At 61.8% G+C, this 25,813-nt stretch carries 22 protein-coding genes; 12 read left to right on the top strand and 10 right to left on the bottom strand.

All coding sequences use genetic code 11. The features are described 5' to 3' along the window. Positions 1-2: 2 nt before the first annotated feature. Positions 3-1,538: a class I adenylate-forming enzyme family protein gene (locus RE429_RS00180; RefSeq protein WP_414472404.1), complete on the bottom strand. Its 1,536-nt coding sequence runs from the start codon at positions 1,536-1,538 to the stop codon at positions 3-5. Between the two features lie 103 nt (positions 1,539-1,641). Next, the gene (locus RE429_RS00175) at positions 1,642-2,409 is read right to left on the bottom strand and encodes an SDR family NAD(P)-dependent oxidoreductase (RefSeq protein ID WP_414472403.1); all 768 of its coding nucleotides are present in this window, start codon (positions 2,407-2,409) and stop codon (positions 1,642-1,644) included. 196 nt (positions 2,410-2,605) lie between these two features. Between RE429_RS00175 and RE429_RS00170 the strand changes: the two genes are divergently transcribed. The 7 genes from RE429_RS00170 (at position 2,606) to RE429_RS00140 (ending at position 11,105) form a co-directional block, all read left to right on the top strand. Beyond that, on the top strand, positions 2,606-3,604 hold the full coding sequence (locus RE429_RS00170) for an NADPH:quinone oxidoreductase family protein (RefSeq protein ID WP_414472402.1): 999 nt from the start codon (positions 2,606-2,608) through the stop codon (positions 3,602-3,604). Between the two features lie 9 nt (positions 3,605-3,613). Further along, positions 3,614-5,707 (top strand): 3-hydroxyacyl-CoA dehydrogenase NAD-binding domain-containing protein, encoded by a 2,094-nt coding sequence (locus RE429_RS00165; RefSeq protein WP_414472401.1) that lies wholly within the window; start codon positions 3,614-3,616, stop codon positions 5,705-5,707. Positions 5,708-5,759: 52 nt separating this feature from the next. Further along, positions 5,760-6,638, top strand: a complete 879-nt coding sequence (locus tag RE429_RS00160) for a CoA transferase subunit A (RefSeq protein ID WP_414472400.1) — start codon at positions 5,760-5,762, stop codon at positions 6,636-6,638. A 12-nt stretch (positions 6,639-6,650) separates the two neighbouring features. Beyond that, positions 6,651-7,448: a CoA-transferase subunit beta gene (locus tag RE429_RS00155; protein ID WP_414472399.1), complete on the top strand. Its 798-nt coding sequence runs from the start codon at positions 6,651-6,653 to the stop codon at positions 7,446-7,448. Between the two features lie 21 nt (positions 7,449-7,469). Continuing rightward, positions 7,470-8,678, top strand: a complete 1,209-nt coding sequence (locus tag RE429_RS00150) for an acyl-CoA dehydrogenase family protein (protein ID WP_414472398.1) — start codon at positions 7,470-7,472, stop codon at positions 8,676-8,678. Positions 8,679-8,692: 14 nt separating this feature from the next. Continuing rightward, complete coding sequence (locus RE429_RS00145) at positions 8,693-9,763, top strand: phosphotransferase family protein (protein WP_414472397.1); 1,071 nt, start codon at positions 8,693-8,695, stop codon at positions 9,761-9,763. Positions 9,764-9,899: 136 nt separating this feature from the next. After that, entirely contained in the window at positions 9,900-11,105 is a 1,206-nt protein-coding gene (locus RE429_RS00140; RefSeq protein ID WP_414472396.1) for an acetyl-CoA C-acyltransferase, read from the top strand. Positions 11,106-11,273: 168 nt separating this feature from the next. Here RE429_RS00140 and RE429_RS00135 read toward each other — a convergent pair whose 3' ends face one another. The 3 genes from RE429_RS00135 to RE429_RS00125 form a co-directional block, all read right to left on the bottom strand. Further along, positions 11,274-12,014, bottom strand: a complete 741-nt coding sequence (locus tag RE429_RS00135) for a TetR/AcrR family transcriptional regulator (RefSeq protein WP_414472395.1) — start codon at positions 12,012-12,014, stop codon at positions 11,274-11,276. Between the two features lie 160 nt (positions 12,015-12,174). Further along, positions 12,175-13,056, bottom strand: a complete 882-nt coding sequence (locus RE429_RS00130) for an SDR family NAD(P)-dependent oxidoreductase (RefSeq protein ID WP_414472394.1) — start codon at positions 13,054-13,056, stop codon at positions 12,175-12,177. A 72-nt stretch (positions 13,057-13,128) separates the two neighbouring features. Continuing rightward, positions 13,129-13,899 (bottom strand): SDR family NAD(P)-dependent oxidoreductase, encoded by a 771-nt coding sequence (locus tag RE429_RS00125; RefSeq protein ID WP_414472393.1) that lies wholly within the window; start codon positions 13,897-13,899, stop codon positions 13,129-13,131. 207 nt (positions 13,900-14,106) lie between these two features. Between RE429_RS00125 and RE429_RS00120 the strand changes: the two genes are divergently transcribed. The 3 genes from RE429_RS00120 to RE429_RS00110 are packed head-to-tail and all read left to right on the top strand — an operon-like array spanning position 14,107 to position 16,788. Beyond that, on the top strand, positions 14,107-15,183 hold the full coding sequence (locus tag RE429_RS00120) for an NAD(P)H-dependent flavin oxidoreductase (RefSeq protein WP_414472392.1): 1,077 nt from the start codon (positions 14,107-14,109) through the stop codon (positions 15,181-15,183). An 8-nt stretch (positions 15,184-15,191) separates the two neighbouring features. Further along, the gene (locus RE429_RS00115) at positions 15,192-15,971 is read left to right on the top strand and encodes an enoyl-CoA hydratase family protein (protein WP_414472391.1); all 780 of its coding nucleotides are present in this window, start codon (positions 15,192-15,194) and stop codon (positions 15,969-15,971) included. Positions 15,972-15,987: 16 nt separating this feature from the next. After that, a complete protein-coding gene (locus tag RE429_RS00110) occupies positions 15,988-16,788 on the top strand; it encodes an SDR family oxidoreductase (RefSeq protein ID WP_414472390.1) in 801 nt (266 codons plus the stop codon). 213 nt (positions 16,789-17,001) lie between these two features. Here the strand turns inward: RE429_RS00110 and RE429_RS00105 are convergent, their stop codons facing one another. From RE429_RS00105 to RE429_RS00085, 5 genes are all read right to left on the bottom strand, one after another. Further along, a complete protein-coding gene (locus RE429_RS00105) occupies positions 17,002-18,012 on the bottom strand; it encodes a helix-turn-helix transcriptional regulator (RefSeq protein WP_414472389.1) in 1,011 nt (336 codons plus the stop codon). A 642-nt stretch (positions 18,013-18,654) separates the two neighbouring features. Further along, on the bottom strand, positions 18,655-20,127 hold the full coding sequence (locus RE429_RS00100; RefSeq protein WP_414472388.1) for a phenylacetate--CoA ligase family protein: 1,473 nt from the start codon (positions 20,125-20,127) through the stop codon (positions 18,655-18,657). 56 nt (positions 20,128-20,183) lie between these two features. Then, positions 20,184-21,920 (bottom strand): ABC transporter permease, encoded by a 1,737-nt coding sequence (locus RE429_RS00095; RefSeq protein ID WP_414472387.1) that lies wholly within the window; start codon positions 21,918-21,920, stop codon positions 20,184-20,186. Next, on the bottom strand, positions 21,917-23,077 hold the full coding sequence (locus tag RE429_RS00090; protein ID WP_414472386.1) for an ABC transporter ATP-binding protein: 1,161 nt from the start codon (positions 23,075-23,077) through the stop codon (positions 21,917-21,919). Before RE429_RS00090 ends, RE429_RS00095 begins: the two co-directional genes overlap by 4 nt. 68 nt (positions 23,078-23,145) lie before the next feature. After that, positions 23,146-24,231: an ABC transporter substrate-binding protein gene (locus tag RE429_RS00085; protein ID WP_414472385.1), complete on the bottom strand. Its 1,086-nt coding sequence runs from the start codon at positions 24,229-24,231 to the stop codon at positions 23,146-23,148. Positions 24,232-24,563: 332 nt separating this feature from the next. Between RE429_RS00085 and RE429_RS00080 the strand changes: the two genes are divergently transcribed. Continuing rightward, entirely contained in the window at positions 24,564-25,472 is a 909-nt protein-coding gene (locus RE429_RS00080; RefSeq protein ID WP_414472384.1) for an NAD-dependent epimerase/dehydratase family protein, read from the top strand. Then, positions 25,469-25,807, top strand: coding sequence for a nuclear transport factor 2 family protein (locus RE429_RS00075; protein ID WP_414472383.1), 339 nt, complete (start codon positions 25,469-25,471; stop codon positions 25,805-25,807). The genes RE429_RS00080 and RE429_RS00075 overlap by 4 nt, the downstream gene beginning before the upstream one ends. Positions 25,808-25,813 lie beyond the last annotated feature (6 nt).

Below are 25,813 nucleotides of genomic sequence, written 5' to 3'. Positions count from 1 at the left end.
CGTCAACGCCGCCGGTAGGCATCGAGCCGGTTCTCATGCAGGGCCGCCACCAGCTCGCGTTTTCTGATCTTCGCCGCTTCGATGGGCATCTCGTCAATGAAGTGAATGGCGCGCGGCACCTTGTAGGCTGCGAGGTGCTCGCGGCAGTAAAGCGCGATTTCGGTTTCGTCGGCGACGTGCTCCCCCGATCTGACGATCACGGCCACGGGGATCTCACCCTTGCTGTCGTCCCGGATACCGACCACGGCGCACATCGCGACGGCAGGGTGCTGATAGAGCAGGTTCTCGATCTCGAGAGGGTAGATATTGTGGCCGCCGGTGATGATCACATCCTTTTTGCGATCCACGATGAAGAGATATCCGTCTTCGTCGAGATAGCCGAGATCGCCGGATTTCCAACCGCCTTGGGCGAAGGCTTCCCGGGTGGCTTTCTCATCCTGCCAATATCCCTTGGCGATGCAATCTCCTTCGATGATCACCTCGCCGATCTCCCCCTGGGGCAGGCGTCGCCCTTCATCATCGACGATGGAAATACGGGAGCTTCCCACAGGAATTCCTGCAGATCCCGGCTTTCTCACGCCGATTGTCGGCTCCATCACGTTCTGGCCCGAGCTTTCCGTCGATCCGTAAACCTGAGTGACGCGGGCGCCGCTCAATTCCTCGAATCGGCGGATTACGGGCTGCGGCACCGGGGAGCCGCCCGTGGTGCAGACGCGAAGAGACGAGAGATCGTGACGTGCCGGATCGAACGAGTTCACGATGTACACGTACATCGTGGGCGTGCCTCCGAAATAGGTCGCCTTGAAACGCGAGATATCGGCCAGGACCCTTTCCGTATCCCACCGTTCGTGAAGAACGATGGTTCCGCCCGTATAGAGGCAGAGATTGAGCGTCACCGTGAGGCCGAAATTCGTGAAGAGGGGAACCGCGCAAAGATAGGTCTCGGCGCCGTACCGCGCCCTGTGCGACACCATCATGTCCCTCAGGGTGGAACATTGGTTGAAATGCGTCTGCGCTGCCCCTTTGGGAGTCCCGGTCGTGCCCGACGTGAAGAAGAGTGCCGCGACATCGTCCATCGCGCAGTCTGCGTCGGAGAAGGTTTCCGGCGCAGCCGCAACCAGGGTTTCCAGATCGGCCTCCGAGCCGTCGCCGGAGGCCACAAGGATGCGAAGGGCGGGAAATTCGTCCTTGATCTCCGAGAAATAGGGCCAGGTCGTGCGATCGGCGATCAAGGCCGACATCGCGGCCTGGTTGACGATCTTCCGCAGCTCGCTGTGCCGGAACATGGCGCTGATCGGCGCGGGAATGGCGCCGATCCGCTGACAGGCCCAGAACCCCACAGCCATCATCGGGGTGCTTGGAAGATAAAGCCCGACCCTATCGCCTCGTTTGATCCCTCTCGAGGCCAGGACATTCGCAAGCTGCGCCGTGCGCGCGTGGAAGCCGGCATAAGTCAGGCTTTCCTGGTTCGCGACGATAAAGGTGCGATCCCCAAGGAGGCGTGCATTCCGTGCAAGCATCTGGCTCAGGATTTCCATCGGAGATATCTCTTCATCGGGGATTCTGGACGTTATCGGCCGGCAGGATCAAGGGGTCCGGCCCGCAAGCCTGCATCGTCTCAAGGGACTAGGTAAACGGTCTTCAGGAGATCAGGATTCCGCTGTCGACGGGCAGCTTCTGACCGGTGACGCGGCGGGATTCGTCGGAGGCGAGGTAAAGCGCCGCATAGGCAATGTCGATCGGGTCGGCGATGCCGAGAAGATAGGCATCCCACTGCGCCTTCAGGTGCGGTTCACGCTCATAGAAGCCGAGGACGCGTTCCGTGCCGACCGCGCCCGGGATCACCGTGTTCACGCGAATGTTGTCCCTGGCGAACTCCACGGCCATGGAGCGGGTGAGCGCCACGACTCCACCCTTGGCAGCCGTATAGGCATCGCGGTTGGGGATTCCCATCTCGGCAACGATGGAGGCGGAATTGATAATCGATCCGCCTCCAGATCGGCGCATCAGGGGAATGGCATGGCGGCAACAGAGCCATGTTCCGAAAAGATCGAGCTTCAGACAGCGCCAGAATTCCTCGAAGGGAGCCTCGGTAACGGGCCCGTCCGCGGAGGTCGATCCGCCGGCATTGTTGTAGAGGACATCGAGCCGACCGAAACGTTCCGTCACGGCCGAGAAGGATGCCGACACATTGTCCGGATCCGTTACATCGGTCGCGACAAAGAGGGCGGTGTGTCCCGCCTCGGTGATGTCGCGAGCGATTGCCTCGCCCTTGTCGCGGCTGCGCCCCGCGATCACGACCGATGCGCCTTCCCGTGCAAAAAGGCGTGCGGCCACTTCGCCGATACCACCTGTTGCACCGGTAATGAACGCGACCTTTCCCGCCAGGCGTCCCAAGGTCCGATCCATCGCAGTCTCCCTCATGCACCCGTGCAGACTCGCGCATGACGTGCTTTGCTCAACGTCCGAAGGGACTAGGGACCTGAAATGATCCCCGTCTTCCCGTTAGTCTCATTGGACGATGTTTCCGGTCGTCATCTCTGGCAATTCATAGGGCCATCGGTGCCGTACCATGTCGGGCGGCTGACAGGGTTGGCTTTTCGGTATGAGAGCGGTGCTTTGCAGAGAATTCGGGCCCAGGGCCGACTTGCGGATGGAAGACGTCGCCGCGCCTGTCGCCCGCAAGGGCGAAGTTCTTATTGCCGTTGAAGCCTGCGGAGTGAATTTCTTCGACGGTCTTGTCGTCGAAGGCAAGTATCAGACCCGGCCGGACCGGCCCTTCTCTCCCGGCAGCGAGGTTGCCGGGGTCGTGACGGCAGTAGGGGAGGGCGTGACCAGGATTACGCCGGGCCTGCGTGTTCTTGGATTTGCAGGCTTCGGCGGATACGCCGAAGAGGCTGTCGTTCCAGCCTCTCACGTCTTCCCGATCCCGGACGCAATGAGCTTTGTGGAAGCGGCAGGTTTTCTGATTACATACGGGACCTCCCATCATGCTTTGAAGGACAGGGCACGAATTGCTCCCGGCGAGACGCTTCTCGTCCTTGGCGCGGCCGGTGGGGTTGGTCTGACGGCTGTCGAACTCGGCAAATGCATGGGTGCAAGAGTCATCGCGGCCGCGTCCAGTGACGACAAGCTCGCCCTCTGCCGCTCCTATGGGGCAGACGAAACGATCAATTACTCCCGCGAAGATCTGCGCCATCGGATCAAGGACATCACCGAAGGCAAAGGCGTTGACGTTATCTACGATCCAGTGGGTGGGACGATCACGGAAACGGCATTGCGCAGCCTTGCCCTTTTCGGGCGGCACCTCGTGATCGGCTTCGCGGCCGGCGACATTCCAAAAATCCCGCTGAACCTCCTCCTTCTCAAGCAGAGTTCGCTGATCGGTGTTTTCTGGGGCGCTCATGCCCGTGCTGCGCCCGACAAGAATGCCGAGAACGTCGCGGAGCTGCTCCGGTGGTTTGCGGAAGGAAAGCTAAGGCCGCACATCTTCGCCTCTTACCCCATCGAGCGGTTCAACGAGGCTCTCGACCTGGTGATGGAGCGATCCGTGCAGGGAAAGGTCGTTCTCACGACCGGTGTCCACGAGAGAACAGAGGGCTAAAGTTTCAGAATGACTCAGCGTATTCCAAGAACGGTATCGCTCGATATGCATGGCGATATTCTCGTGGCGACCATCGACAATCCGCCCGTCAACGCCCTGTCGCATTCCGTTCGCTCAGGTCTCAGAGACGCTGTCGCGGCCTTCGAGGAAAACGATGCCGCTCGAGCGATGATCATTGTCTGCGCCGGTCGAACATTCATGGCCGGGGCGGACATCCGCGAGTTCGGAAAGCCCATGAACGAGCCTCTGCTCGGCGAGGTGATCGCCCGCCTCGATCGTTGCGGAAAGCCGATCATCGCAGCCATGCATGGGACGGCGCTCGGGGGAGGGCTGGAGGTCGCTCTGGCCTGCAGCTACCGTATTGCTGCGCCCTCGGCAAAACTGGGACTGCCTGAAGTCAAACTCGGCATACTGCCCGGCGCCGGCGGATCCCTTCGCTTGCCGCGCCTGATCGGTGCGGAAGCGGCTCTTTCGATGATCGGCGAGGGCCGCCAGGTGTCCGCCGAGGAGGCGCTGGCGAATGGGCTTGTCGACGCGATTGCCGAAGGTGACCTCCACCGGAGCGCCATGATATTCGCACGGCGTGTCATCGAGGAGGGGGCTCGTGTTCGCCGTGTGAGCGATCTTCCGATCCCGCCTCATGATCCGGGTGTCTTCGCATCGGCTCGCGCAGCCATGGCGAAAAAATTTCCGGGATTCGCCGCACCGCAAAGGGCTGTCGATCTCGTCGAGATGGCAATGTCATCTCCCTTCTCCGAAGCCTGCGACCGTGAGTATGCGACCTGCAAGGAATTGCTCAGCTCTCCGCAATCGAGAGCCCTGCGGCACCTGTTTGCCGCCGAACGCGAGGCGTTGAAGATCGATGGCGTTTCCGCGGACGTGAGGCCGCGCGACGTCCGCAAGGTTGCGGTCGTCGGTCCCGGAACCATGGGGCGGGGCATTGCGACGAGCCTTCTCAACGCCGGGCTTGCCGTGGTTCTCATCGGTCTTTCGGACGAGAGCCTCGGCAAGGCGAAGGCGGCGATTGCCAAGACCTATGAGAATAGCCTCAAGCGCGGCTCGATGACGGCGGGAGAGGTGGAGGAGCGCCTCGGCCGTCTCACCCTGACGCGAACGTATGATAACCTCCTCGACGTGGACCTCGCGATCGAGGCGGTTACCGAAGATCTCTCCGTCAAGGCGGATGTCGTGCGTAGACTTGACGACGCGCTTCGTGACGATGCCATCGTGGTCACGAATACCTCTTTCCTCGATATCGAGGAAATCGCGAATTCCAGCCGTAGGCCCCACAATGTGGCCGGCATGCACTTCTTCAATCCGGCTCATGTGATGAAGCTCGTGGAGAATGTGCGTGCCTCCCGCTCGACCCCCGATGTTCTTGCGACCATTACGGCGTTGGCCCGCAAGCTCGGCAAGACGCCCGTCATGGTCGGACGGTCGGAAGGATTCGTCGCCAACCGGATGCTCTCCAAACGGACGCGCGAGGCACAGTTCCTTCTCGAGGACGGAGCAACACCAGGACAGGTCGACCGGGTCCTCAGCGGTTTCGGCTTTCCCATCGGCCCCTTCGCCCTCGCGGATCTTGCCGGCATGGACATCATGGCAGCCGCGCGTGCCGCACGTCTGTCCCGGATGAGCGAGCGGGAAAAGGCCTGCAACATCGTCGACCGGCTCGTCGCCGCGGGTCGGCTCGGGCAAAAGACCGGCGCCGGCTACTACCGCTACGACGAGAACCGCAGGCCCTCTCTCGATCCCGAGGCGGATTCCATCATCGCCGCTCACCGCCAGGAACGCGGCATCGCCGCACGCGAGATCTCCGACGGGGAGATCCTGGAGCGCTGCCTGTACGCGATGATCAACGAGGCGGCAAAGATCCTCGGAGAAGGAGCGGCGGCGCGACCGGGCGACATCGACGTGATCTGGACCAGCGGGTTCGGCTTTCCCTCCTACCTTGGTGGGCCGATGTTCTACGCGGACCAGATCGGACTGCGGAACATCAAGGCGGCGCTCGAGCGCTACAGCGCTCTCGTCGGCCGAGAGTATTTCCAGCCGGCACCCCTCATCGAACAGCTCGCTGCGGAGGGGAAAGGCTTTTACGGCTGAGAAAAGCGCAACAGTTCTTATTTCGACGAACAGGAAGACGGGTCGTATATCGATGAACAAGGAAATGGATGCCAAGTCAGTTGTCGCGCAGCTGCGCGACGGGATGACGATCGGAGTTGGCGGATGGGGCCCGCGGCGCAAGCCCATGGCTCTGATTCGCGAGATCCTGCGATCCGATCTGAAGGATCTCACGGTCGTGGCTTATGGCGGTCCCGAAATCGGAATGCTGTGTGCGGCCGGAAAGGTTCGCAAGCTCATCTATGGTTTCGTTTCCATGGATGCGATTCCGATCGAGCCTTATTTCCGCAAAGCACGCGAAGCCGGCACGGTCGAGGTGAACGAACTCGACGAAGGCCTTCTCCTGCTCGGCCTTCAGGCAGCGGGCCACCGGCTGCCGTTCCTGCCGACCCGTGTCGGACTCGGTTCGGATGTGATGACCTACAACCCGCATCTGAAAACGGTTCGCTCGCCCTATGAGGATGGCGAGGAACTTCTGGCCATGAAGGCGATCAGGCTCGATGCGGCGCTCATTCATGTGAGCCGCTCGGACCGGCTCGGGAACACCCAGACCGATGGCCCCGATCCCTATTTCGACGCCCTCTTCGCAAGGGCAGCCGATAAGGTCTTCGTCACCACGGAACAGCTGTTGGATCGGATCGACATTTCCCACTCGCACCTGGCGAAGAACAATCTCTTCGAACGGTATTTTGTGAGCGGCGTGGTGGAAGCTCCGCTCGGCGCGCATCCAACGGCATCGCATGACAGCTACGGGTGGGACATGGATCATCTCAAAGCCTATGGCGCGTCGGCCTCCGAGGAAGGCGGATGGTCGCGCTACTTCGATGAGTTCATCGCCGGCGGCGAAGAAAGATACCTCGATCGCGTGGGCGGTCGTACTCACGTGCGCGCCCTTCCTCTCCCCGTTTTCTGATCAGGATACGACATGACCATTGCTCATGATTTCTCGCTTGCCGAACTGGTGATCGTTGCTGCCGCAGAAGCTTGGAGAGGCGACGGCGAAGTGCTGGCGACCGGAATTGGCCCCATTCCGCGCCTTGCGGCCGGTCTGGCGAAATTGACCCTCGCGCCCGGCCTCGTTCTCACGGACGGTGAAGCCTACACCGTCGAGGAGCCGGTTCCTCTCGGGCCGCGTGGCGACTACAAGGCCAAGCCCTCCGGCTGGATGCCCTATGGACGTGTCTTCGACAGCGTCTGGAGCGGAAGACGCCACGCGATGGTGACGCCGGTTCAGGTCGATCGTTTCGGGCAGGCGAACATTTCTGCTCTTGGCGACTTCAGGAAACCGAAGGTGCAGATGCTCGGCGTCCGGGGATTCCCCGGCAACAGCGTCTGCCACAAGAATTCCATGTTCCTCCCGAGCCACAGCAAGCGAACTTTCACGGAAGCTGAAGTGGATATCGTCGCCAGTGTCGGGCACAATCCCGAGCGTTGGCCTTTGAACGCCAAACGGGATCCGGTCGATCTCGGAATCGTGGTCACGAACCTTTGTGTCTTCGACTTCAATGGCCCTGATCATGCGGCCCGGGTTCTCTCCCTACATCCCGGTGTGAGCTTCGACGAGGTGCAAGCCGCAACCGGCTTCCCGCTTCTCCAGGCCGGAAGCATTCGCGTCACGGCGGGACCGACCGAGGAGCAACTCGCCATCATTCGGCAACTCGACCCGCACAATATTCGCGCCACCGTGCTCAAGGGCAACCCGCCCGGCTTGAAAGCCGCGTAGGGCGAAGGCAGGTCGAGCAGAATGGATTTTACATATAACGCTAAGACCACAGAGCTCCTGGAGCGTCTCGGCGCCTTCATGGATGCTCATGTCTATCCGAATGAACGCCGTTATCATGAGGAGGTCGAGGCCGATCGCTGGGGGCACCCTCCCGTTTTGGAGGAGCTGAAAGCAAAGGCGAAGGCGGCCGGACTCTGGAACCTGTTCCTGCCCGACTCCCGCCATGGCGCTGGTCTCAGCAATGTGGAATACGCTCCGCTCTGCGAGATGATGGGACGCGTCCATTTCTCGTCCCAAGTCTTCAACTGCTCCGCTCCCGATACCGGCAACATCGAAACGCTGGAGCGATACGGAACCGAAGCGCAAAAGGATCGGTGGTTGCCCCCGCTCCTTGCCGGCGAGATTCGCTCGGCCTTCGCCATGACGGAGCCGGATGTCGCGTCGAGCGACGCGACGAACATCCGCAGCTCCATCGTCCGCGACGGCGACGACTACGTCATCAACGGCCGCAAATGGTGGATCTCCGGCGTCGGCGATCCCCGGTGCGAGCTTCTGATCTTCATGGGAAAGACCGATCCCGAGGCTCCAAAGCATCTGCAGCAATCCATGATCCTCGTTCCTCTTAAAACCCCGGGGGTGACGGTGGTCCGGCCCATGCACGTGTTTGGTTACGACGATGCCCCGCACGGCCATATGGAGATCGCCTTCGAGAACGTAAGAGTTCCCGTCGACAACATTCTGTTGGGAGAAGGACGCGGGTTCGAGATCGCCCAGGGACGCCTCGGCCCCGGGCGGATCCATCACTGCATGCGGCTCATCGGCCTTGCAGAGCGTTGCCTCGAGCTGATGTGCCGCCGGGTCAAGAGCCGTGTCGCCTTCGGGCGCCCGATCGCGGAGCAATCCGTCACTCTGGAGCGCATCGCGGAATCCCGCATCCTCATCGATCAGGCGCGGCTTCTGACCCTGAAGGCGGCCCACATGATGGACACGGTCGGAAACAAGGAAGCCAGAGCCGAAATCGCCATGATCAAGGTCGCAGCGCCCAACATGGCCTGTAAGGTGATCGATTGGGCGATCCAGGCCCATGGAGCCGCAGGCGTGTCCCAGGATTTCGTCCTGGCGAACTATTATGCGCATGCCCGCAAGATCCGCTTCGCCGATGGACCGGACGAGGTCCACCGCAATCAGATCGGGCGGATCGAACTCGCAAAGTATAACGAGACGAACTGAGGCGAGATCAAGAGATGGATGCGAGCCGCTTTGTCGGAACGGAACCGCTCCCACCGCAGAGCAGCCTCGATCCGGAGCGCCTGCAAAGCTATTTGAAAGCGCGTCTCCCGCAATGCACGGGTGACATGACCGTCGCCCGCTTCCGGGGCGGCCAATCGAACCCGACGCTTCTTCTGACCTTCTCGGGAGGCAGCAGGCTCGTCCTCCGCAAGAAGCCGGATGGAAAGCTGCTTGCTTCGGCACATGCCGTCGACCGGGAGTATCGCGTCGTCAGCGCTCTTGCGGAGAGTGGCCTTCCCGTGGCGCGGACCCATCTCCTCTGCGACGATGAGAGCGTCGCGGGCGCCATGTTCTACGTCATGGACTACGTCGAGGGGCGCTCCTTTTGGGATCCGGCGCTCCCGGATCTTTCCCCGGAAGAGAGGGCCGCGATCTATGGCGAGATGAACCGGGTGATCGCCCGTCTTCACTCCATCGACTTCGCGGCAAGAGGCCTCGAGACGTTCGGGAGACCGGCGAACTATGTCGCGCGTCAGGTGGCGCGCTGGACGACGCAGTATCGATCATCGGAGACGGTTTCCATCGCGGCCATGGATCGTCTCATCGAGTGGCTGCCGCTCAACATCCCTGCAGAGAGGCAAAGCGCGCTCCTGCACGGGGACTTTCGAATCGATAATCTCATCTTCCATCCTCACGAGGCGAAGGTCCTCGCTGTCGTAGACTGGGAATTGTCGACCCTCGGCGATCCCATGGCCGACTTCGCATACCACATGCTCGCGTGGCATTTTTCGCCCAAGCCTTTTCGCGGCCTGGCCGGCCTCGATGTCGGCGCGCTCGGCATCCCGGATGAAAGAAGCTACCGCGACATCTACCTCAAGGCGACAGGGCAAGCGAATGTCTCGGACCGCCAGTGGTACACCTATCTCGCGTTCAGCCTCTTTCGCGTCGCGGCCATTCGCCAGGGCATCATGAAGCGCGTCGTCGACGGCACAGCGTCGAGCGCACATGCCCGTGAAGCGGGATCCCTTGCAGCACCGGTTGCGGAGCAGGGGTGGCAATATGCCGAGCTGGCCATGAAAGCCTGATCGCGTTCGAGCGACGCCGGGACAGATCAGTGCCCGGCCCCGTTAGTCCCTTCAGACGATGCCCGTTTCCAGCCTGGCTTATACGCAAGAAGCTCATGGCAGGCCGCAGGGCCGCAGCCCGTTCAGGAGAAGTCACTTGCGCGAAGCCGTCATCGTTTCAGTCGCTCGCACCCCTATCGGGAAGGCCTTTCGCGGCGCCTTCAACGACACCGAAGCCCCAGCCCTTTCCGGTCACGTGGTGCGCGAAGCCGTTGCCCGCGCTCGGATTTCGCCGGAAGAGGTCGAGGACGTGATCATGGGCTGCTCGGCCCAACAGGGAACGCAGGGCTATAATATCGGGCGCCTGACCGCCGCCGCCGCGGGCCTGCCGGAAACCGTTCCCGGCATGTCGATCGACCGCATGTGCTCCTCGGGCCTCATGGCGATTGCCATTGCCGCAAAGCAGATCATGGTCGATGGAATGAACGCGGTCGTCGCGGGCGGCGTCGAGTCCATCAGCCTCACGCAGAACAAGCACAAGAACGCCTATCGTGCGCGCTCGGAAACAGTGGTTGCCCATTGGCCCCACATGTACATGACCATGATCGAAACGGCAGAAATCGTTGCGCGCAAATACGGCATCAGCCGAGATGTCCAGGACGAATTCTCTCTGGCGAGCCAGCGTCGCACGGCGGCAGGCTACCAGGCTGGCCGGTTCAGCCAGGAGATCGTGCCGATGCCGTCTCGCAAGATGGTCGTCGACAAGGCGACCAACGAGGCGCGTTACGAGGATGTGCTCCTGACGCAGGACGAGGGGTACCGTGCCGATACGACTATCGAGGGCCTTGCGAAGCTGAAGCCTGTCTTTGCGGACGGCGAGGTGGTCAAGCAAGGTGAATACGTGACCGCCGGCAATGCATCCCAGTTGTCGGATGGTGCGGCCGCTCTGGTGCTCATGGAGGCCGGGCACGCGGCGTCCCGAGGCCTCGAGCCGCTGGGACTCTATCGTGGTATGGCGGTTGCCGGGTGCCCTCCCGAAGAGATGGGGATCGGCCCGGTCCATGCAGTTCCGAAGCTTCTCAGGCAGTTCGGATTGACGGTTGATGATATCGGATTGTGGGAGATGAACGAAGCCTTCGCGAGCCAGGCGGTCTATTGCCGGAACCGCCTCGGTATCGACCCGGAGAAGCTCAACGTGAACGGTGGCGCCATCGCCATCGGCCATCCCTTTGGGATGACCGGAGCCCGCACGACGGGACATCTTCTTATCGAGGGCCGCCGACGCGGCGTGAAATATGGCGTCGTCACGATGTGCGTCGGCGGAGGCATGGGCGCTGCCGGGCTGTTTGAAATCCTGTCGTAAGAACAGAGCCAAAGCATCGGACGCGGGACGTGGATTTGCACTTTTGGGACAGATCCGATGCGCCCTTCCTGGTAAGAGCGCATCGTTTTCGCGAAAAACCGGGGCCACTTTTTCGCACGATGCGCTCGCGGAGCAGCGGAGCCCGTCGGGTCCACTGCTCCATGGGGCTCACTTCAGGAGGCTCTCCAACGCATCGATCTGCTGCTTGAGTCCGTCGATCGTGCGTCGAACCCCATCGGGATCATAGGGCTGGTTATGGGAGGCCTTCAGCCCTTGAAGGGCAAGATCGGCGATGACTTCCGCGATCTCGGCGGGAGACTTGGGTCCCTTCGGTGAATACCAGCGCGACGTCCAGTTCGCCATGCCGATCACGGCAAAGGCGGCGATCTTAGGATCGACCTCGCGAAACTCGCCGCCGGCAATCCCTTCCGAGATGCAGCGAACGTAGAAGTCGTAGATGTGGCGGCGGCCGAGATGATAGACCGGGCCAAGCTCCTCCGGAATCTGCGCCTCGAGCCTGGAGAGAAGAATGAAGCGAGCTCCCGAGGAAAGCCTCCTGACGATGCCGTCGAAAACGGCGCGGCGCAGCCGTTCCGTGGCCGAGAGGCCGGACTCGTTGATGAGTTCCTGCAGCAGATGCGAGGGCGTCAGCGCTTCCGCTTCCACGAGTGCTGCGAGGATCTCTTCCTTGTTGCGGAAATAGTGATAGACCGCCGAGCGCCCCAGGCCGAGCGCCTTGGCAATGTCGTTGATGCTGGTCTGCGCGTAACCCTTCTTGTCGAAGAGCTCCGCGGCGATATCGATGAGCTGCTCGCGCACCAGTTCCTTGCGGGGGTTGGTTGCGAGCTTGGCCTCGCGGGCGCGCATGGCGTCCGACCATCCTGATGGCTCTGCCAGAGAACCGGTCATGCCCTGTCCTTCGTCGCTTCTCGCGTCGCTTCTCGCCAAATGCGTCGTCTTACTCAAGGTCCGATCCTTATCAGTTCTCGCGGACGCTTCGTCGCAGCGCGCCTCATTATAGCATTATCGTTCATCATGTAAGGGGCGCGAGGCCTGGGGTTCGGGCCAGTCATGGTTCGGAGGACCCGGCATACGAAAGGCCGAGCTTGTGCTGCCTGTGGCGCAGGGTCCTGTCGAACGCGTCGGCGACGGCCTCGAAGGTCCAGTCCGCCTTCAAGACAGGGTCTGCGATCGTTGGATGGCTGACGAAGGATAACTCTCTGCCGGCGATGCGCACGACTTGGCCGTTGATCCCGGAAGCGGCGTCCGACAGAAGATAGCTGATGACCGGCGCGCTGACGTCAGGGCTTGGCAGCATGCCGTAATGAACCTCCCGCTGCGCTTGCTGATCGGCTAGGAGACCCTTGTTCTGGGCCGCCATCGCCGTATCGGCAAGGGGAGATACCGCATTGATGCGCACGGCCGTTCCGGCCAGCTCCATCGCCCAGCTGAAGGTCAAGGTCGCGACAGCAGCCTTCGAGGCACCGTATCCGCCAAGGGCGATATCCCCGGCCTGCGATCCCGACGTGACCGTCACGATGGAGCCGCCTGTTCCCTGCGCGAGCATGGCCTTTGCCGCTGCGCTGGCGCAGGCTGCGGTACCCATGAAATTGATCTCGAACATGCGCCGGAGATCCTGCGGTCTGGCATCGACAAGCCGCCCATGCCGCAGGATCCCGGCATTGGCAACGAATCCGGACAGCGTCCCGAACTCGATCAGGCAGCAATCCACGAGGGCTTGCGCCGTATCCCAGTTCGACACGTCGCCTGCGAGCGCCACGGCCGTGCCCCCCGCTCTTCGGATCGCCTGCGCCGTCTCCTCTGCTCTTCCTGAGGCGATGTCGTTGACGACAACCTTTGCGCCGAGGGATGCGGCATGAAGGGCATAAGCGGCTCCGAGGCCGGAGCCCGCTCCTGTGATGACGATCGCCTTATCAGAAAGCGCCTTCATGAAATGTCCTTGTGTCGTGAGCCTGTTCGGGTTGGGAGCATCCGGCAATCTGTCGGCTGGGAACGCTCGGGGTCATCCGACCGTCAAACCTCCATCCGCGACGAGGATGCTTCCCGTCACGAAGGCCGCATCATCGGAGGCGAGATAGGCATAGGCTCCCGCAAGATCCTCCGGATCGGCGCCGGCCAGCTTCGTACCGAGCTTCGGTCCACGGACGATGAGTGAAGGATCCGCATCCGGGACGGCGGAAACGCCGACACTCACATTGGTGAGCACTCGCCCTGGACAAACAGCGTTGAGGCGCACTCCGTGCGGGGCGTATTCGGTTGCAAGCGATTTCGTCAGAGCGATCACGCCGGCTTTGGCGGCGGCATAGGGCGAGGCATAGGCAATGCCGTTGAGGGCTGCCGTCGAAGCGGTGCTGACGACGTTGCCTCCCGTCTCGAGAAGCGCCGGCAGAGCCTGCTGGGTGATATGGAACACGCTGTCGAGGTTGACCTTCATCACCAGCGCCCACTCCTCCGCGGGCGTTTGAGCAAAGTGTCCTCGGCGATAGATCCCTGCATTATTGATGAGAACGTCAAGGCGCCCATGAGCATCAAGGGCATGATCGACCATCCTGCGGCAGGCATCCGGGTCGGCTGCATCATAGGCGATCGCGCGAGCTCCCGGGTGAAATCTCCCGGCAATGAGATCGGCGACCGCTTCCGCCCCATCCAGGTTGTTGTCCGCCAGAACGATGCGTCCTCCTTCCGAGGCGAGACGAAGAGCCGTCGCGCGCCCGATTCCCGAGGCTGCACCTGTCACGAGAGCCACTTTGCCGTCGAATCGTCGCAATGGCATGGCGAAGGGCTCTCCCGTGAAATCGGTTCGATTGGACGCTCTTCCACAGGGGCCTTCATCCCTCATTCGGACGATATCCCGATTTGCGGCAGGGGGCAGCCGGACTCTGGGCCGTTAGTTCATTCAGACGATGCCCGATCGGGCCCGGCGGAGCATTCAAGTCAGGTGGCCATCGGGACGCTTGGCCGCCTTGGGAAGGGTTCGTGAATGTCCGACGCTTTGCATACGCTCCTCTGTGAACGTCTTGGGTGTCGCTACCCGATCGTACAGACCGCCATGGGGTGGGTGGCCGATGCCAAACTGACGGCGGCAACGTGCAATGCGGGCGGCTTCGGCTTCTTTGCAGGGGCCACCGCCGAGCCGGGAACCGTCGAGCGGCACATTCTCGACATCAAGGCGAGAACGGATCGTCCCTTCGGCGTGAACTTTCATATGTTCCAACCGAATGCGGAGGAGCTGATCTCCGCCGTGATCGAGCACCAGGTACGGGCGGTCAGCTATGGCCGCGGCCCGGACGCCAAGACAATCCGCCGGCTGAAGGATGCGGGAGTCATCTGCATGCCCACCGTCGGCGCCGTCAAGCACGCCGTCAAGGCTGTCGAGCTCGGGGCCGACATCGTGACGGTGCAGGGGGGCGAAGGTGGCGGACATACGGGGGCCGTCCCGACCTCCATCCTTCTGCCGCAGGTTCTCGACGCGGTGTCCGTGCCGGTCGTCGCCGCCGGCGGCTTCTTCGACGGACGCGGTCTCGCCGCCGCCCTGGCCTATGGCGCGGTGGGCATCGCCATGGGGACCCGCTTTCTCATGACGACGGATTCCCCTGTTCCTCCCACCACCCTCGACCGCTACGTGGCGACGAACGATCCTGCAAAGATCCGTGTTTCGACGGCAGTCGACGGCTTGCCGCAACGTTTCATCGAGAATGAGGAACTTCGTCATCTCGAAGAGATGAACGGCCTCGCACGCTTGACCATGAGCCTCAACTACATGCGGCGCTTCAGCCGCCAGGCAGGACTCGGAGCCGTTGCGATGGCGCGGCTCGGCCTCAAGGTTCTGTCGCGCAACGACAGCACCTTTGCGCAAACGGTGATGGCCGTGAACCTGCCAACTCTCGTTCAGCGCAGCATGGTTCAGGGAAATGCCAAGGAAGGCTTGCTGCCGAGCGGACAGGCGGCCGCCATGATCGAACGGCTCGAAAGTTGCGATGACCTGATCCGGAGGATCATGGCCGAGGCCGAGGCCAGAGTGAACGGCTTGCATGCGCTCGCCTCTGCGGGGCGATAACGGAGACGATGATGGGTGAACCCTTCTGGACGAAGATCGAGGCCGGAATTGCGGAGGTGGTGATCGAGAGCCCGCCCGTGAATGCGCTCGACAGCGCCGGCTGGATGTCGTTGGCGCGCACGATCGATGCGTTGAATGCGGATCCGGAGGTCAGGATCCTCATCATTCGCGCGGAAGGTCGTGGCTTCTGCGCGGGCGTGGACATCAAGGAGCTGCAGAAGCACCCGGACCGGATTCCTCAGGTGAATGCCGGCAACTGGGAAACCTTCCGGGCCATTCACCGCGGCAAGAAGCCCGTGATCGTCGCGGCTCATGGTTATATCATCGGCGGCGGCATCGGGATTTGCGGCTCCGCCGACATGATTCTCTGCTCGCCCTGCGCGAGCTTCGCCGTTCCGGAAGTCGATCGCGGCGCCCTTGGAGCCGGCGCTCACCTGCAGCGCCTCTTTCCCGTGCAGAAAGTGCGCCACATGTATTTTACGGGCGAGCCGATCGATGCCGCGGAAGCCTACCGGCTCGGCGCGGTCGAGAAGATCGTTCCGAAGGAACAACTGCGTTCGGAGGCTCTCGCTCTCGCAGCAAAGATCGCGGCCAAGAGCCCAACCATGATCCGCCTTGCGAAAGAGGCCTTGAACGGCATCGAGGACGGCGACCTCGAACACAAGTACCGCTGGGAGCAGGGATTCACGGCCCAAGCCTATATGACCGCCGATTCACAGGAGGCCCGGGACGCCTTCGTCGACAAGCGCGAAGCCAGCTTCAATGGCGCGCCGCGCCCTTCACCATAATCGAGGTTGCCCGTTCATGAACATTTCCAGCGCCGCTACGCCTCCTGCCTATGTGGCAGGCCATGGCCTTCTCACAGGCCGCTCCGTGCTCATTACCGCCGCCGCGGGTGTCGGAATAGGGTTCGCCGCAGCCCGCCGGTCGATCGAGGAGGGCTGCCGATCGATCATGATCTCCGATATCCACGAGCGCCGTCTCGCCGAGGCCGTGGAAGCCTTGAAAGGCCTCTCGTCCGAGGCGGAAGTTCATGGGCTTCTCTGCAACGTGACGGACGAGGGACAGGTTCAGGCGCTCGTCGATTCTGCGGAGGACGTCCTCGGGGGAATCGACATCCTCATCAACAATGCGGGGATGGGGGGATCGAGACCCCTGGTCGAGATGACGGACCAGGAATGGAACCTCGTCCTCGACGTGACGCTGACGGGCACCATGCGCATGACACGCGCAGCCCTCAAGAAGATGATGCCCCGCCGCAAAGGGGTCATCGTCAACAATGCCTCGGTTCTCGGGTGGCGCGCTCAGAAGGAGCAGGCGCATTATGCGGCAGCCAAGGCGGGCGTCATGGCGCTCACACGGTGCAGCGCCCTGGAAGCCGCTGAATATGGCATCCGCATCAATGCGGTGTCCCCCTCCATCGCCATGCACGACTTTCTCAAGCGGGCAGCGCCCCAGGAGGCTCTCGACAGGCTTGCGAGCGCGGAGGCTTTCGGACGCGCGGCGGAAGTGTGGGAAATCGCCAACGTGATGATGTTTCTGGCAAGTGACTACGCCGGGTACATGGTCGGCGAGGTTCTGTCGGTTTCGAGCCAGCGGGCCTGAGGGCCGATTCCAGTCGGGCCCGATGAGATCGGCCCCACGAAAAAAGCCGGGCGTATGAGCGCCCGGCTTTTCTCTTTGTGCACTTCGTGCGAGAGCATCGGACCCAAAAGTAGATTTGCACTTTTGGGATCGATCCGATGCTCCCTTCTTGAAAAGAGCGCATCGTTCTTGCGAAAAACCGGGGCCACTTTTTCGCACGATGCGCTGGCCTCGTCACACCACTTGACGTGGACGCTCGCCCAAAAGAACGACGCTGTTCAGAACGAGCCGCACCAGCTCGGTCTGGCGGGAGATGCCGCTCTTCGAGAAAATGGAGCGAAGATGGGCACGAGCGGTGTTGCGGCTGATTTCGAGCGAACTCGCGGCTTCGTCGAGAGAAAGGCCAACCGTGAGACGCCGCGCGACGGCGGCCTCTGCCGGCGTGAGATCGAAAAGCTGTCGCACGAGATCGCCTTCGATCTCCGGCACGGCTTCGGAATCGCGCAGGAAGACCGCAACAGCGGAATTGGCCGACAGGCCCCGGTTGGTGTGAGCCTTGATGGGACGGACGATGAGACCAAGATTCCTCGACCCGGACCGCTTCGTCAGTGACAGCCCCCGTGCAGCAGGAGGGGCGGAGTTGCCTCCATCCTGAAGGGTGGCCTTGATCACAGCCTGGAGCTCCCGGTCCTCGTTCGAGCATCGTGCGTGGAGGCGGCCCCCTTTCGCCTGAAGACCTGAGCCCTCCGCCAGAATCTCGTCTGCCGTCGAGGATGTGCGCACGATCTTGCCGCTGCGGTCCAGAATGACGACGCCCACGGAGAGGCGGTCGACAACATCCGAGTAGAGCGTGCGCTCGATCTCCGTTGCTCCCATGCGCCAGGACATTTCGATTCCGCGCGCGAGATGGGACACGAGGATTTCACAAACGGATTTTTCCTCCTGATCGAAAGAAGCCTCGGAGCGCGGACGGAAAACCAGGAGCTTGTAACAGGTAATCCCTTCCGAACCGTATTGCGTCGCACTCGTGTGATGGCAGTTTTCCATGAGCTCCGAGAGCTCCCGGCTGCGCACCGAACGTGACATGACGAGCGTGTCCGATTCGCCTTCCATGTCGGCGCCGGATGTTCCGCCCGCCATGCCGATATAGTACGTGCCCTCATTCGGCCGGTTGCGGCTTTCGATGGTGAGGACGACCGCGTTCGCGGCGAACTGCTCCCGGATCAGTTCAAGAGAGGTTTTCATCGGTGCTCCGCTGAGCACGGTGTCGAGAACCTTGCTGCAGAACTGTCCAAACGCGATGATCGATCTTGAATGAAAGGTCACGTGGGTTCCTCCGTAAGATTATTTTCTTTGCCGGACGCCATTCGTAGGGCGTCTCGTCGGGGTGGGGCATGCGGTACGATGTGCGGGTGGCGTTCATTCCAGCCTGGCGGGCACAGGGGCGAGAGCCCCTTCTTTTTCAGCCCGAGCGGTTGAAGCAGGAGCAGGCGGAAAAGACCCTTGGATGACCACAGCCATGGCCTCCTCGAATAGAGGTGCGAGATATCTTTGACGATGGTGTTATAAATTTGACGTAACGTCAAACGATTTGACGGCTAGTCGAAAATTCCACGACTTGTTGAAAAACCAGGAAGAAGACCGAGGACTTGGCGCAGCGGTTCCACGGGGCTCCGTCCTTTGCCGACAACGCCAGCATGAGGGCTTTGCTGAAGCAGATTTCCTGCGCGGGCGCACAAGAAAGGCGGTGCTGCACGGGCAGGCACCGCCTCGGCATGGAACCGCAACACGTGGTGCGGTCAGGGTCAGGACGAGATCAGTCTACGGCATCGGACGTGACATCGACCCCACGTCCGATGCATCGGGTCTCGGCTTTCGAGCATCTTTTCACGCAGAACCGGTACCCACTTTTGCGGTCGATGCTCCAGATGTCGGCTTCGCGCCGGTTTGCCGAAGATCGAGAAGGCGGCGCACCTTGCCTTCTCGGCCCATCCGGGTGTGTTCCGCCAGTTCGCCGCTCTCGGCAATCTCCACGTTCACACGGACGCCCAGGTCCTTATGCAAGGCTCGTTCCAGATCGGCCTTCAGGCCGTGGGCATCCACATCGGGGGAGCGTCGCTCGACCCGCACGATCATCTCTTCGCGGCGGCCCAAGCCTTCGCCTTCGAAATAGGCCACGCACAGGAAGTCCCCTGTGGCGCGCGGATCCTTGGTGATGGCATTCTGGCAGGCGAGCGGAAACACGTTCGTTCCGCGCAGCTTCACCATCTCGTCCGCACGCCCGAGGAAGGTCGACATCTTACGGGTGCACAGCCCGCATCGGCATTCCGAGCGCTCGGTGATCACCAGCACGTCCCTGAGGTCGTAGCGGATGAAGGGCGGCACGGAACGGTGCAGGCTCGTCGCGACAAGGCTTCCCCGGCTCCCGAAAGGAAGCGAGGCGCCGGTGTCGACGTCGACCGTTTCGACGAAGATCGTGTCTTCACTGATGTGCTTGCCGTCCTGAGCCTGACATTCGAAGGCAATCAGGCCGATCTCGTGCGTGCCGTAATTGTCGTAAACCGGCGCTCCCCAAGCCTCCTCGAGCGCCCTGCGCAGGTGTCCTTCGACATCGGGGCCAAGATAGGAGTGGAGATACTTGGTCTTCAGAGAATGCAGGTCGAAGTTCGTGGCCGCGGCGACTTCGGCGATGCGGCCGAGATATTCGCCACGCGTGAACCAGCCGTTGACGCCCCAGGCCTTGGCGTATTCCAGCTGCCGTTCCGTCGAGGTGACCACACCCGATCCGCACGTCACCGGCACGCAGCCGAGCCAATGGTGGAGCGCGGTGTACGCGTTCCATGCCGCATTGGCGAGAGAGTTCGTATAGGTGATCTGCACGATGTCGCCGGGTCTCGCGCCCTGTGCATAGAAGGCTCTCGCCATCTGAATCGCCTGAACCTCCCATGCAATCGGGTCGAACAATGTCGCCCGCGGCAGGCCTGTGGTTCCACTGCTCGTTTGCAGCTTCAGCGGCATCCGCCCAAATCCTTCAGGACCGAACGGATGATGGTTCCCGAACGGCGGCGCTTCAGCGATGGCTGTGCGGAGATCGTCGCTGTTGAAGGTGGGAATGCGCTCGATATGCTCCAGTGACGTCACATCGCCCGGCGCGAGGCCAACGGCCTCCCAGCGCTTGCGATAGAAGGGAATCGACCAGGCTTCCTTGACCCGCTCCAGAAAGCGCCGCTCCTGGAGAGCGCGTAGCGCGTCCGAGGAAAGGATGCCATGGGTTGTGCCGAAGTGAGGAGGTGGCGGATAATCCGCCATGAACGCGTTCCAATCGACGGATTGCCAATAATAGGGAATGCTGCCCGACATTGCTTCTTTGCCCGCGAGGGCCCTTTCTTCTTCATTCTTCATATGGACGAATTTGGTCAGGCGCTCTGTCGACCTCGGGCTGCGAAGATCTGCACCGGCACAACGACAGCCAGGAGACCGAGGACGAGAAGGACCGCCATGGCGGCGGCGCCTGGAAGATCGGGAAAGTCCCACATCATCCAGATGGCGGAGGCGAGAACCACATTGCTGCTCGTCATCAGCACGAGCGGAATGGTGAGGTCACGGGACGTGTGAGCCGCCACGAACAGCCAGCCGCTCAGGAACTGGACCCGCAGAAGAGGCAAGGTGATGCGCGTGAACGATGTCCACCAGCTTGCGCCGCAAACGGTGGCCGCATCGCCGAGTTCCTTGTGAAGCTGCGTCAGGGCGCTCGTCATGGTCCGCGTGGCGAAGGCGAGCTGAACGGTGACGCTGGAAAGAACCAGGATCCAGATCGTACCGTACACGGGGGTGCGGATGTAGACGAGGAGGATCGCGATCACCATCACGACCGGAGGAATCGCCGTCGGAGCGAAGGCGAGAATGTCGAGGAGACGCACCATCGGCCCACGGTCGCGCACCGAGAACCAGGCAATGAGGGAGCCAAGAAGCATGACGAGGGTTGCGCTGGCGAACACGAGGATCAAGGTATTGGCGATCGCCTGTTGCGCGAAGGGAGACGCCAGGGCGCGGCTGTAATTCTCCAAGGACAGGCCGCTGAGGGCTGCCACGCTCGGCACCTGATAGGAGACCGTGAAACTGGTCCACAGGATCATCAGAACCGGCAGGATCATGATCCCGAAGAACGAGAACACGAGGCCTGCGACGGGAATACGCCAGATCCCCAGCTTCTGGCGTCGCGGGCGGAAGGCTTTGCCGGTGACGACCCTGTACTTTTCCCCCGATCCGATGCAGCGGAAATAAACCCACATCAGAAGACAGGCGAGCCCGAGAAGGCATACGCCGAAGGCCGACGACAAGCCGTAATTCGGAATGCCCGTCGTCGGCGAAGCGAGGAGATAGACACGGGTGCTGAGCACGCGAATCTGCGCCGAAAGGCCGACGATGAAGGGAATTTCGAAGGCCTGAACGACGATCATCACCATGAAGATGCCGACCGACAGGATGCCGGGGATCAGAAGCGGCAGCGTTATGCGGCGCAGGACCGCGAATGAGCGGCCGCCATGCACATGTCCGGCACTCTCGAGCTGAGGGTCCATATTGGCGAAAAGACCGCCGAGCATGACATAGGCGGTGGGCAGGACGCTGAAGGCCGTGATGAGGATGAGCGACCAGAACGAATAGATCGTGAAGGGCGGGGTCGTGAGGCCGAAGGCCGAGCGCGCCAGAACGTTGAGCGTTCCGTTGCCGGGGTTGATCAGCAGCACCCATCCGAAGCCGATGACGAGAGGAGGAACGGCCATCCAAGAGAACAGGAAGATGCGGATGGCCGTTGCCCCCGGCATATCCGTGCGCTCCGTCAGCCATGCGACGAGCGCCGCCGCTCCGACGCCGAGAACGACGCTGCCGGCCGCATAGGCGATCGTCGTCGCCAAAAGGGCGAGCGTATCGTTGCCCGCAAAAATCTGCCGAAAGTTTGCGAGCGTGAACGTCGATGTCTCGAAGGGGAGAACATCCTGGGGTGCCAGGCTCGCCCGAAGCAGCACGATGATGGGCCCGAGAACAAGGGTCGCAACGACGATGAGCAGCGCGATCTTGATCAGGCGCGGGTTGGCAAGGAACGTCCAACGGGCTGCCCTGGATGGCTGCTCGGCCGAAACATCCGCTATCATGCCGCCACCTTTTCACCGGAGCCATTCTGCATGGCAGGCGGTACGGCGCTGTCGCCGTGAACGATGATGCAGCGCTCGGCGGGCAGGGTCAGATGGACTTCCTGTCCTTCATCCGGCGCTTCGAACGTGTTCATCGTGGCCGTGAGGTCGTGGCCTCCAGCAAGGCGGATCTTCACTTCGATCTTCTCGCCGAGGAATGTGACCGAGCGGACATGCCCGGAAAACTGGGCATGGTCTCCCTGTGCCGCGACCCGGTGGGGATGAACGATCGGAGCATTCGGTCGGATCACGAGGACGGCGCGGTTCCCCGCCTTCAGCCCTGCGGCCGAACGAGCCAGGATCTGTCCGAAGGGCGTGGTCGCAACGGCCCGGTCGTCCCCGGTTTCGGAAAGCGTGCACTCGATCAGGTTTCCGCTGCCCATGAAGTCGGCCGCGAAAGCCGAAATCGGGTTCAGATAAATATCCTTCGGCGTGCCGGTCTGAATCACCTTGCCGGCCCGCATCAAGGCGACCTTGTCGGACATCCCCATCGCCTCGACCTGATCATGGGTCACGAAAATGGCCGTAATGCCGATGGCCTTGATGAGCTGGCGCAACTCGATGCGCATCGTATCCCGAAGCTTGGCGTCGAGATTGCTCAGAGGCTCGTCGAGCAGGAGAAGGCGCGGCTTATGAACGAGCGCGCGCGCGAGCGCCACGCGCTGTTGCTGGCCGCCGGAAAGCTGGGTCGCCGAGCGGTTGCCGTAGCCGGCGAGTTCCACCATCGCGAGGGCCTCGTCCACACGCTTGGCGACCTGCTCGCGGCCAGGGTTCCGCCCACGCTGAAGCAGAGGGAAGGCCACGTTATCGGCAACGCTCATATGCGGCCAGATGGCGTAGGACTGGAACACCATGCCGAGGCCACGCTCATTGGCCGTGACATGGATCCGCTCGTCGCGGGAATAGACCGTATCGCTTCCGATGACGATACGGCCCGAATCGGGGGTCTCGAGACCTGCGATGCATTGCAGCATCGTCGTCTTGCCGCAGCCGCTCGGGCCGAGCAGGGAGAAAATATCCCCCTGCTCGACCGATAAGGATACGGATTGCAGGGCGTGGACGGCGCTGCCACCCGGCTGGGCCGGGTAGGTTCGCTCCAGATCGGTCACCTTCAGCATCGATATTCTTTCTCAGGAAGCGCGCTCATGTCCAACGCCTGATCTCAGGATGCGCCGAATAGCGGCGTTCAGTTGGCGATCTGGCCTGAAATCATTTTCGAGATCGTCTGCCGCAGTTGCACTGTGGATTGAATCTGCTCCAGGGACGTGGGCGCCGCCATCTTGGCATTGGTACGGGCGACCTGAGCCGCAATGAGCTTGGCAATGTCGGATTCAGGCATGCTCACAAGGGGGATCGCCTCATGGCGGTTGGCCACCTCGACGCCCTCCGTCACAAGCCATGCCAGGAACAGGCGCGCCGTGTTCTTGTTGGGTGCGTTCTCGGGTACATAGGCATAGCCTTCGAACACGAAGACGTAATCGTCGAACAGGCGGAATTTCTGCGGCTCGCCGTTCTGCATGGTCCGCAGAGCCGCGTGGTAAGTCGTAATGCCGAAAGGCACTTGGCCGACCGAGATGGCGCGGCTCACCGCGGGTGTGCCCTGCTCGAGAACCGGCTTGTTGCGCAGGAGCTTCGATGCGTAGTCCTGTGTCGCCTCCGGTCCGATCACGTAGCTGAGCGAGGGCAAGGGATTGAGGAAGGCCGAGTTGATCGCCATCTTGCCCTGCCATTTCGGATCGAGAAGATCCGCCGTCGTCTTCGGGAGACTGGCCTCATCGATGAGCGCAGGGTTCCAGGCGAGGCCGTAGACGGCATCGAGAACCGGAAGCGCTTTTCCCTTCAATTCAGGCAGGACGGCATCGACGGCACGCTCGATGGCAGGGAGCTGCTTTCCGAACACATCTGCCCATGGATATGAGACGACGAGATTGCGGGAAACCATGCTTGTCACGTCTTCGGCGCTGCCGAGGCCGATGATGTCGATCGAGCCGCGTCCGCTTCCGGCTTCCGTAATCACGCGGGTGTTCGTGGCAGGTGCGTTCGCGGGGGCCCAATCGGGTTTGACGGACAAGCCGAAGCGTTTGTTGAAGGCTTCGGTGAGAGCCGCGATCGCTTGGGGACGGCCGGGGCTGCTGAGGCGGACGACGAGGCCGCTTTCCTTCTTGGCGGCCTCAAGAACCGACTCGAAGGTTGGCGCCGGTTGCGCCGAAGCCGGTCCACTCGCATATGCTGCGAATAAAGTTGCAACGAAGACGCTTAACTTTCGAGCCATGGATTCCTCCCAGAGCGGACCGGTTGTGAGACGAAAGCTGCATCGCAGAGCTTCCGTCAGGTTTCTTGTGGTCTGTAGGCCGGCTCTTCCGGCCGGTTCGACAGTGATTTTTATCAGAACTGGCGAGGGTAGAAGCCACTCCCCAATCCAGCATACCTCATACGGACGAGGTGGCCTCACGAATGATTTGAAATTCGACTTTGGACGAAGCCGAACCTCAAATCGGAGAAAGCGGCGTCCGGCTATCCCGCCCATCTAATCGATCCGGACGATGCGGGCATGAGCAGCGTCTCATCTCATGATGAACGAGCATGCTTCCTTGGAGGTCACGCATGAAGATCCTGATCGTCGGGGGCACCGGCATGATCGGCGGCCACGCGGCCGGGTTTCTCGCCGCGCGAGGAAACTCGGTTACGATCGCGGCCCGCAGGGAACCGCCGGCCAGCGTTGCGATGGCGAAGTATCCTGTCCTTCGCGGCGACTACGCGCAGGGCACCTTCACCGAAAGCGATCTGGCACCGTTCGACGCCATCGTGTTTGCCGCGGGCAATGACATCAGGCATCTGCCAAGGGGAATCGATGAGCAGGCGTTCTGGGACAGAACCCAGATCGAAGGCGTTCCCAACTTCGTCGCACTGGCCAAACGCGCCGGTGTCCGGCGTGTCGTGCACCTGGGCAGCTACTATCATCAAGTGATGCCGCATTTGATTGCGGAGAATATCTATGTCCGCGCACGCCATCTGGCGGACGAGGGAGCGCGGGCGCTGGCGACACCGGACTTCAATGTCTCGACGCTGAACCCGCCCTCTATCGTCGGCGTCATTCCAGGAGTTCCGGCAAAGCGATACGAGACCTTGACGGCTTGGGCGAAAGGGCTGCTTCCGGATATTCCCGACTACGCGCCTGCCGGGGGCACCAATTACATGTCGGTTCGCTCTCTTTGCGAGGCGATCTGGGGCGCGTTGCGATCGGCGGAGTCGGGAAAATCCTATCTCATCGGCGACGCCAATCTGTCCTTCCGCGATTTCTTTCAGATGATCTTCGATGCGGTCGGCAGTTCCCGTCGTCTGGAGGAACGCGATCAGGAGCATCCCTTGCTGCCGGATGCCTTCATCGTTCCTGGCCGTGGCCGGGTTCTCGCCTATGAGCCTGACCCGGCCGAGACGGCGCTCCTCGGCTATACGCGTGGAGACGTGCCGCGGGCCGTCAGCGAGATCGTTTCCCTGGTCGACGGCCCATGATCACACAGACGGAAGAGCTTCTCGTAGGGGTGGCGCTGCGAGGGGTCGCGGAGCGATATGCCCTTGCCGTCGACACCGGAGACGGGGATCTCTTCGCGGCGCAGTTTACACCTGATGGCGTGCTCGAATCCCCCCGTGGCCGGTTCGAGGGGCATGCATCCCTCGCAACTGTCCCGCTCCTGCTTCGCGAGCGCTATGCTGAAACTTTCCATGCCGTTCACAATCAGGTCGCCCATCTTTCCAAGAATGGCGCGCAAGCCGTCACCTACTGCATCGCGCGGCATTTCTGGAACAGCGGGACTAAGTACAGCGTCGCAAGTTCAGTGGTATATTGAGTTGTG

Source organism: Microvirga sp. M2 (assembly GCF_047497095.1).
Classification (GTDB): domain Bacteria; phylum Pseudomonadota; class Alphaproteobacteria; order Rhizobiales; family Beijerinckiaceae; genus Microvirga.
The sequence above is the reverse complement of the archived record's forward strand: the minus strand, read 5'-3'. Positions and strand labels throughout refer to the sequence as shown.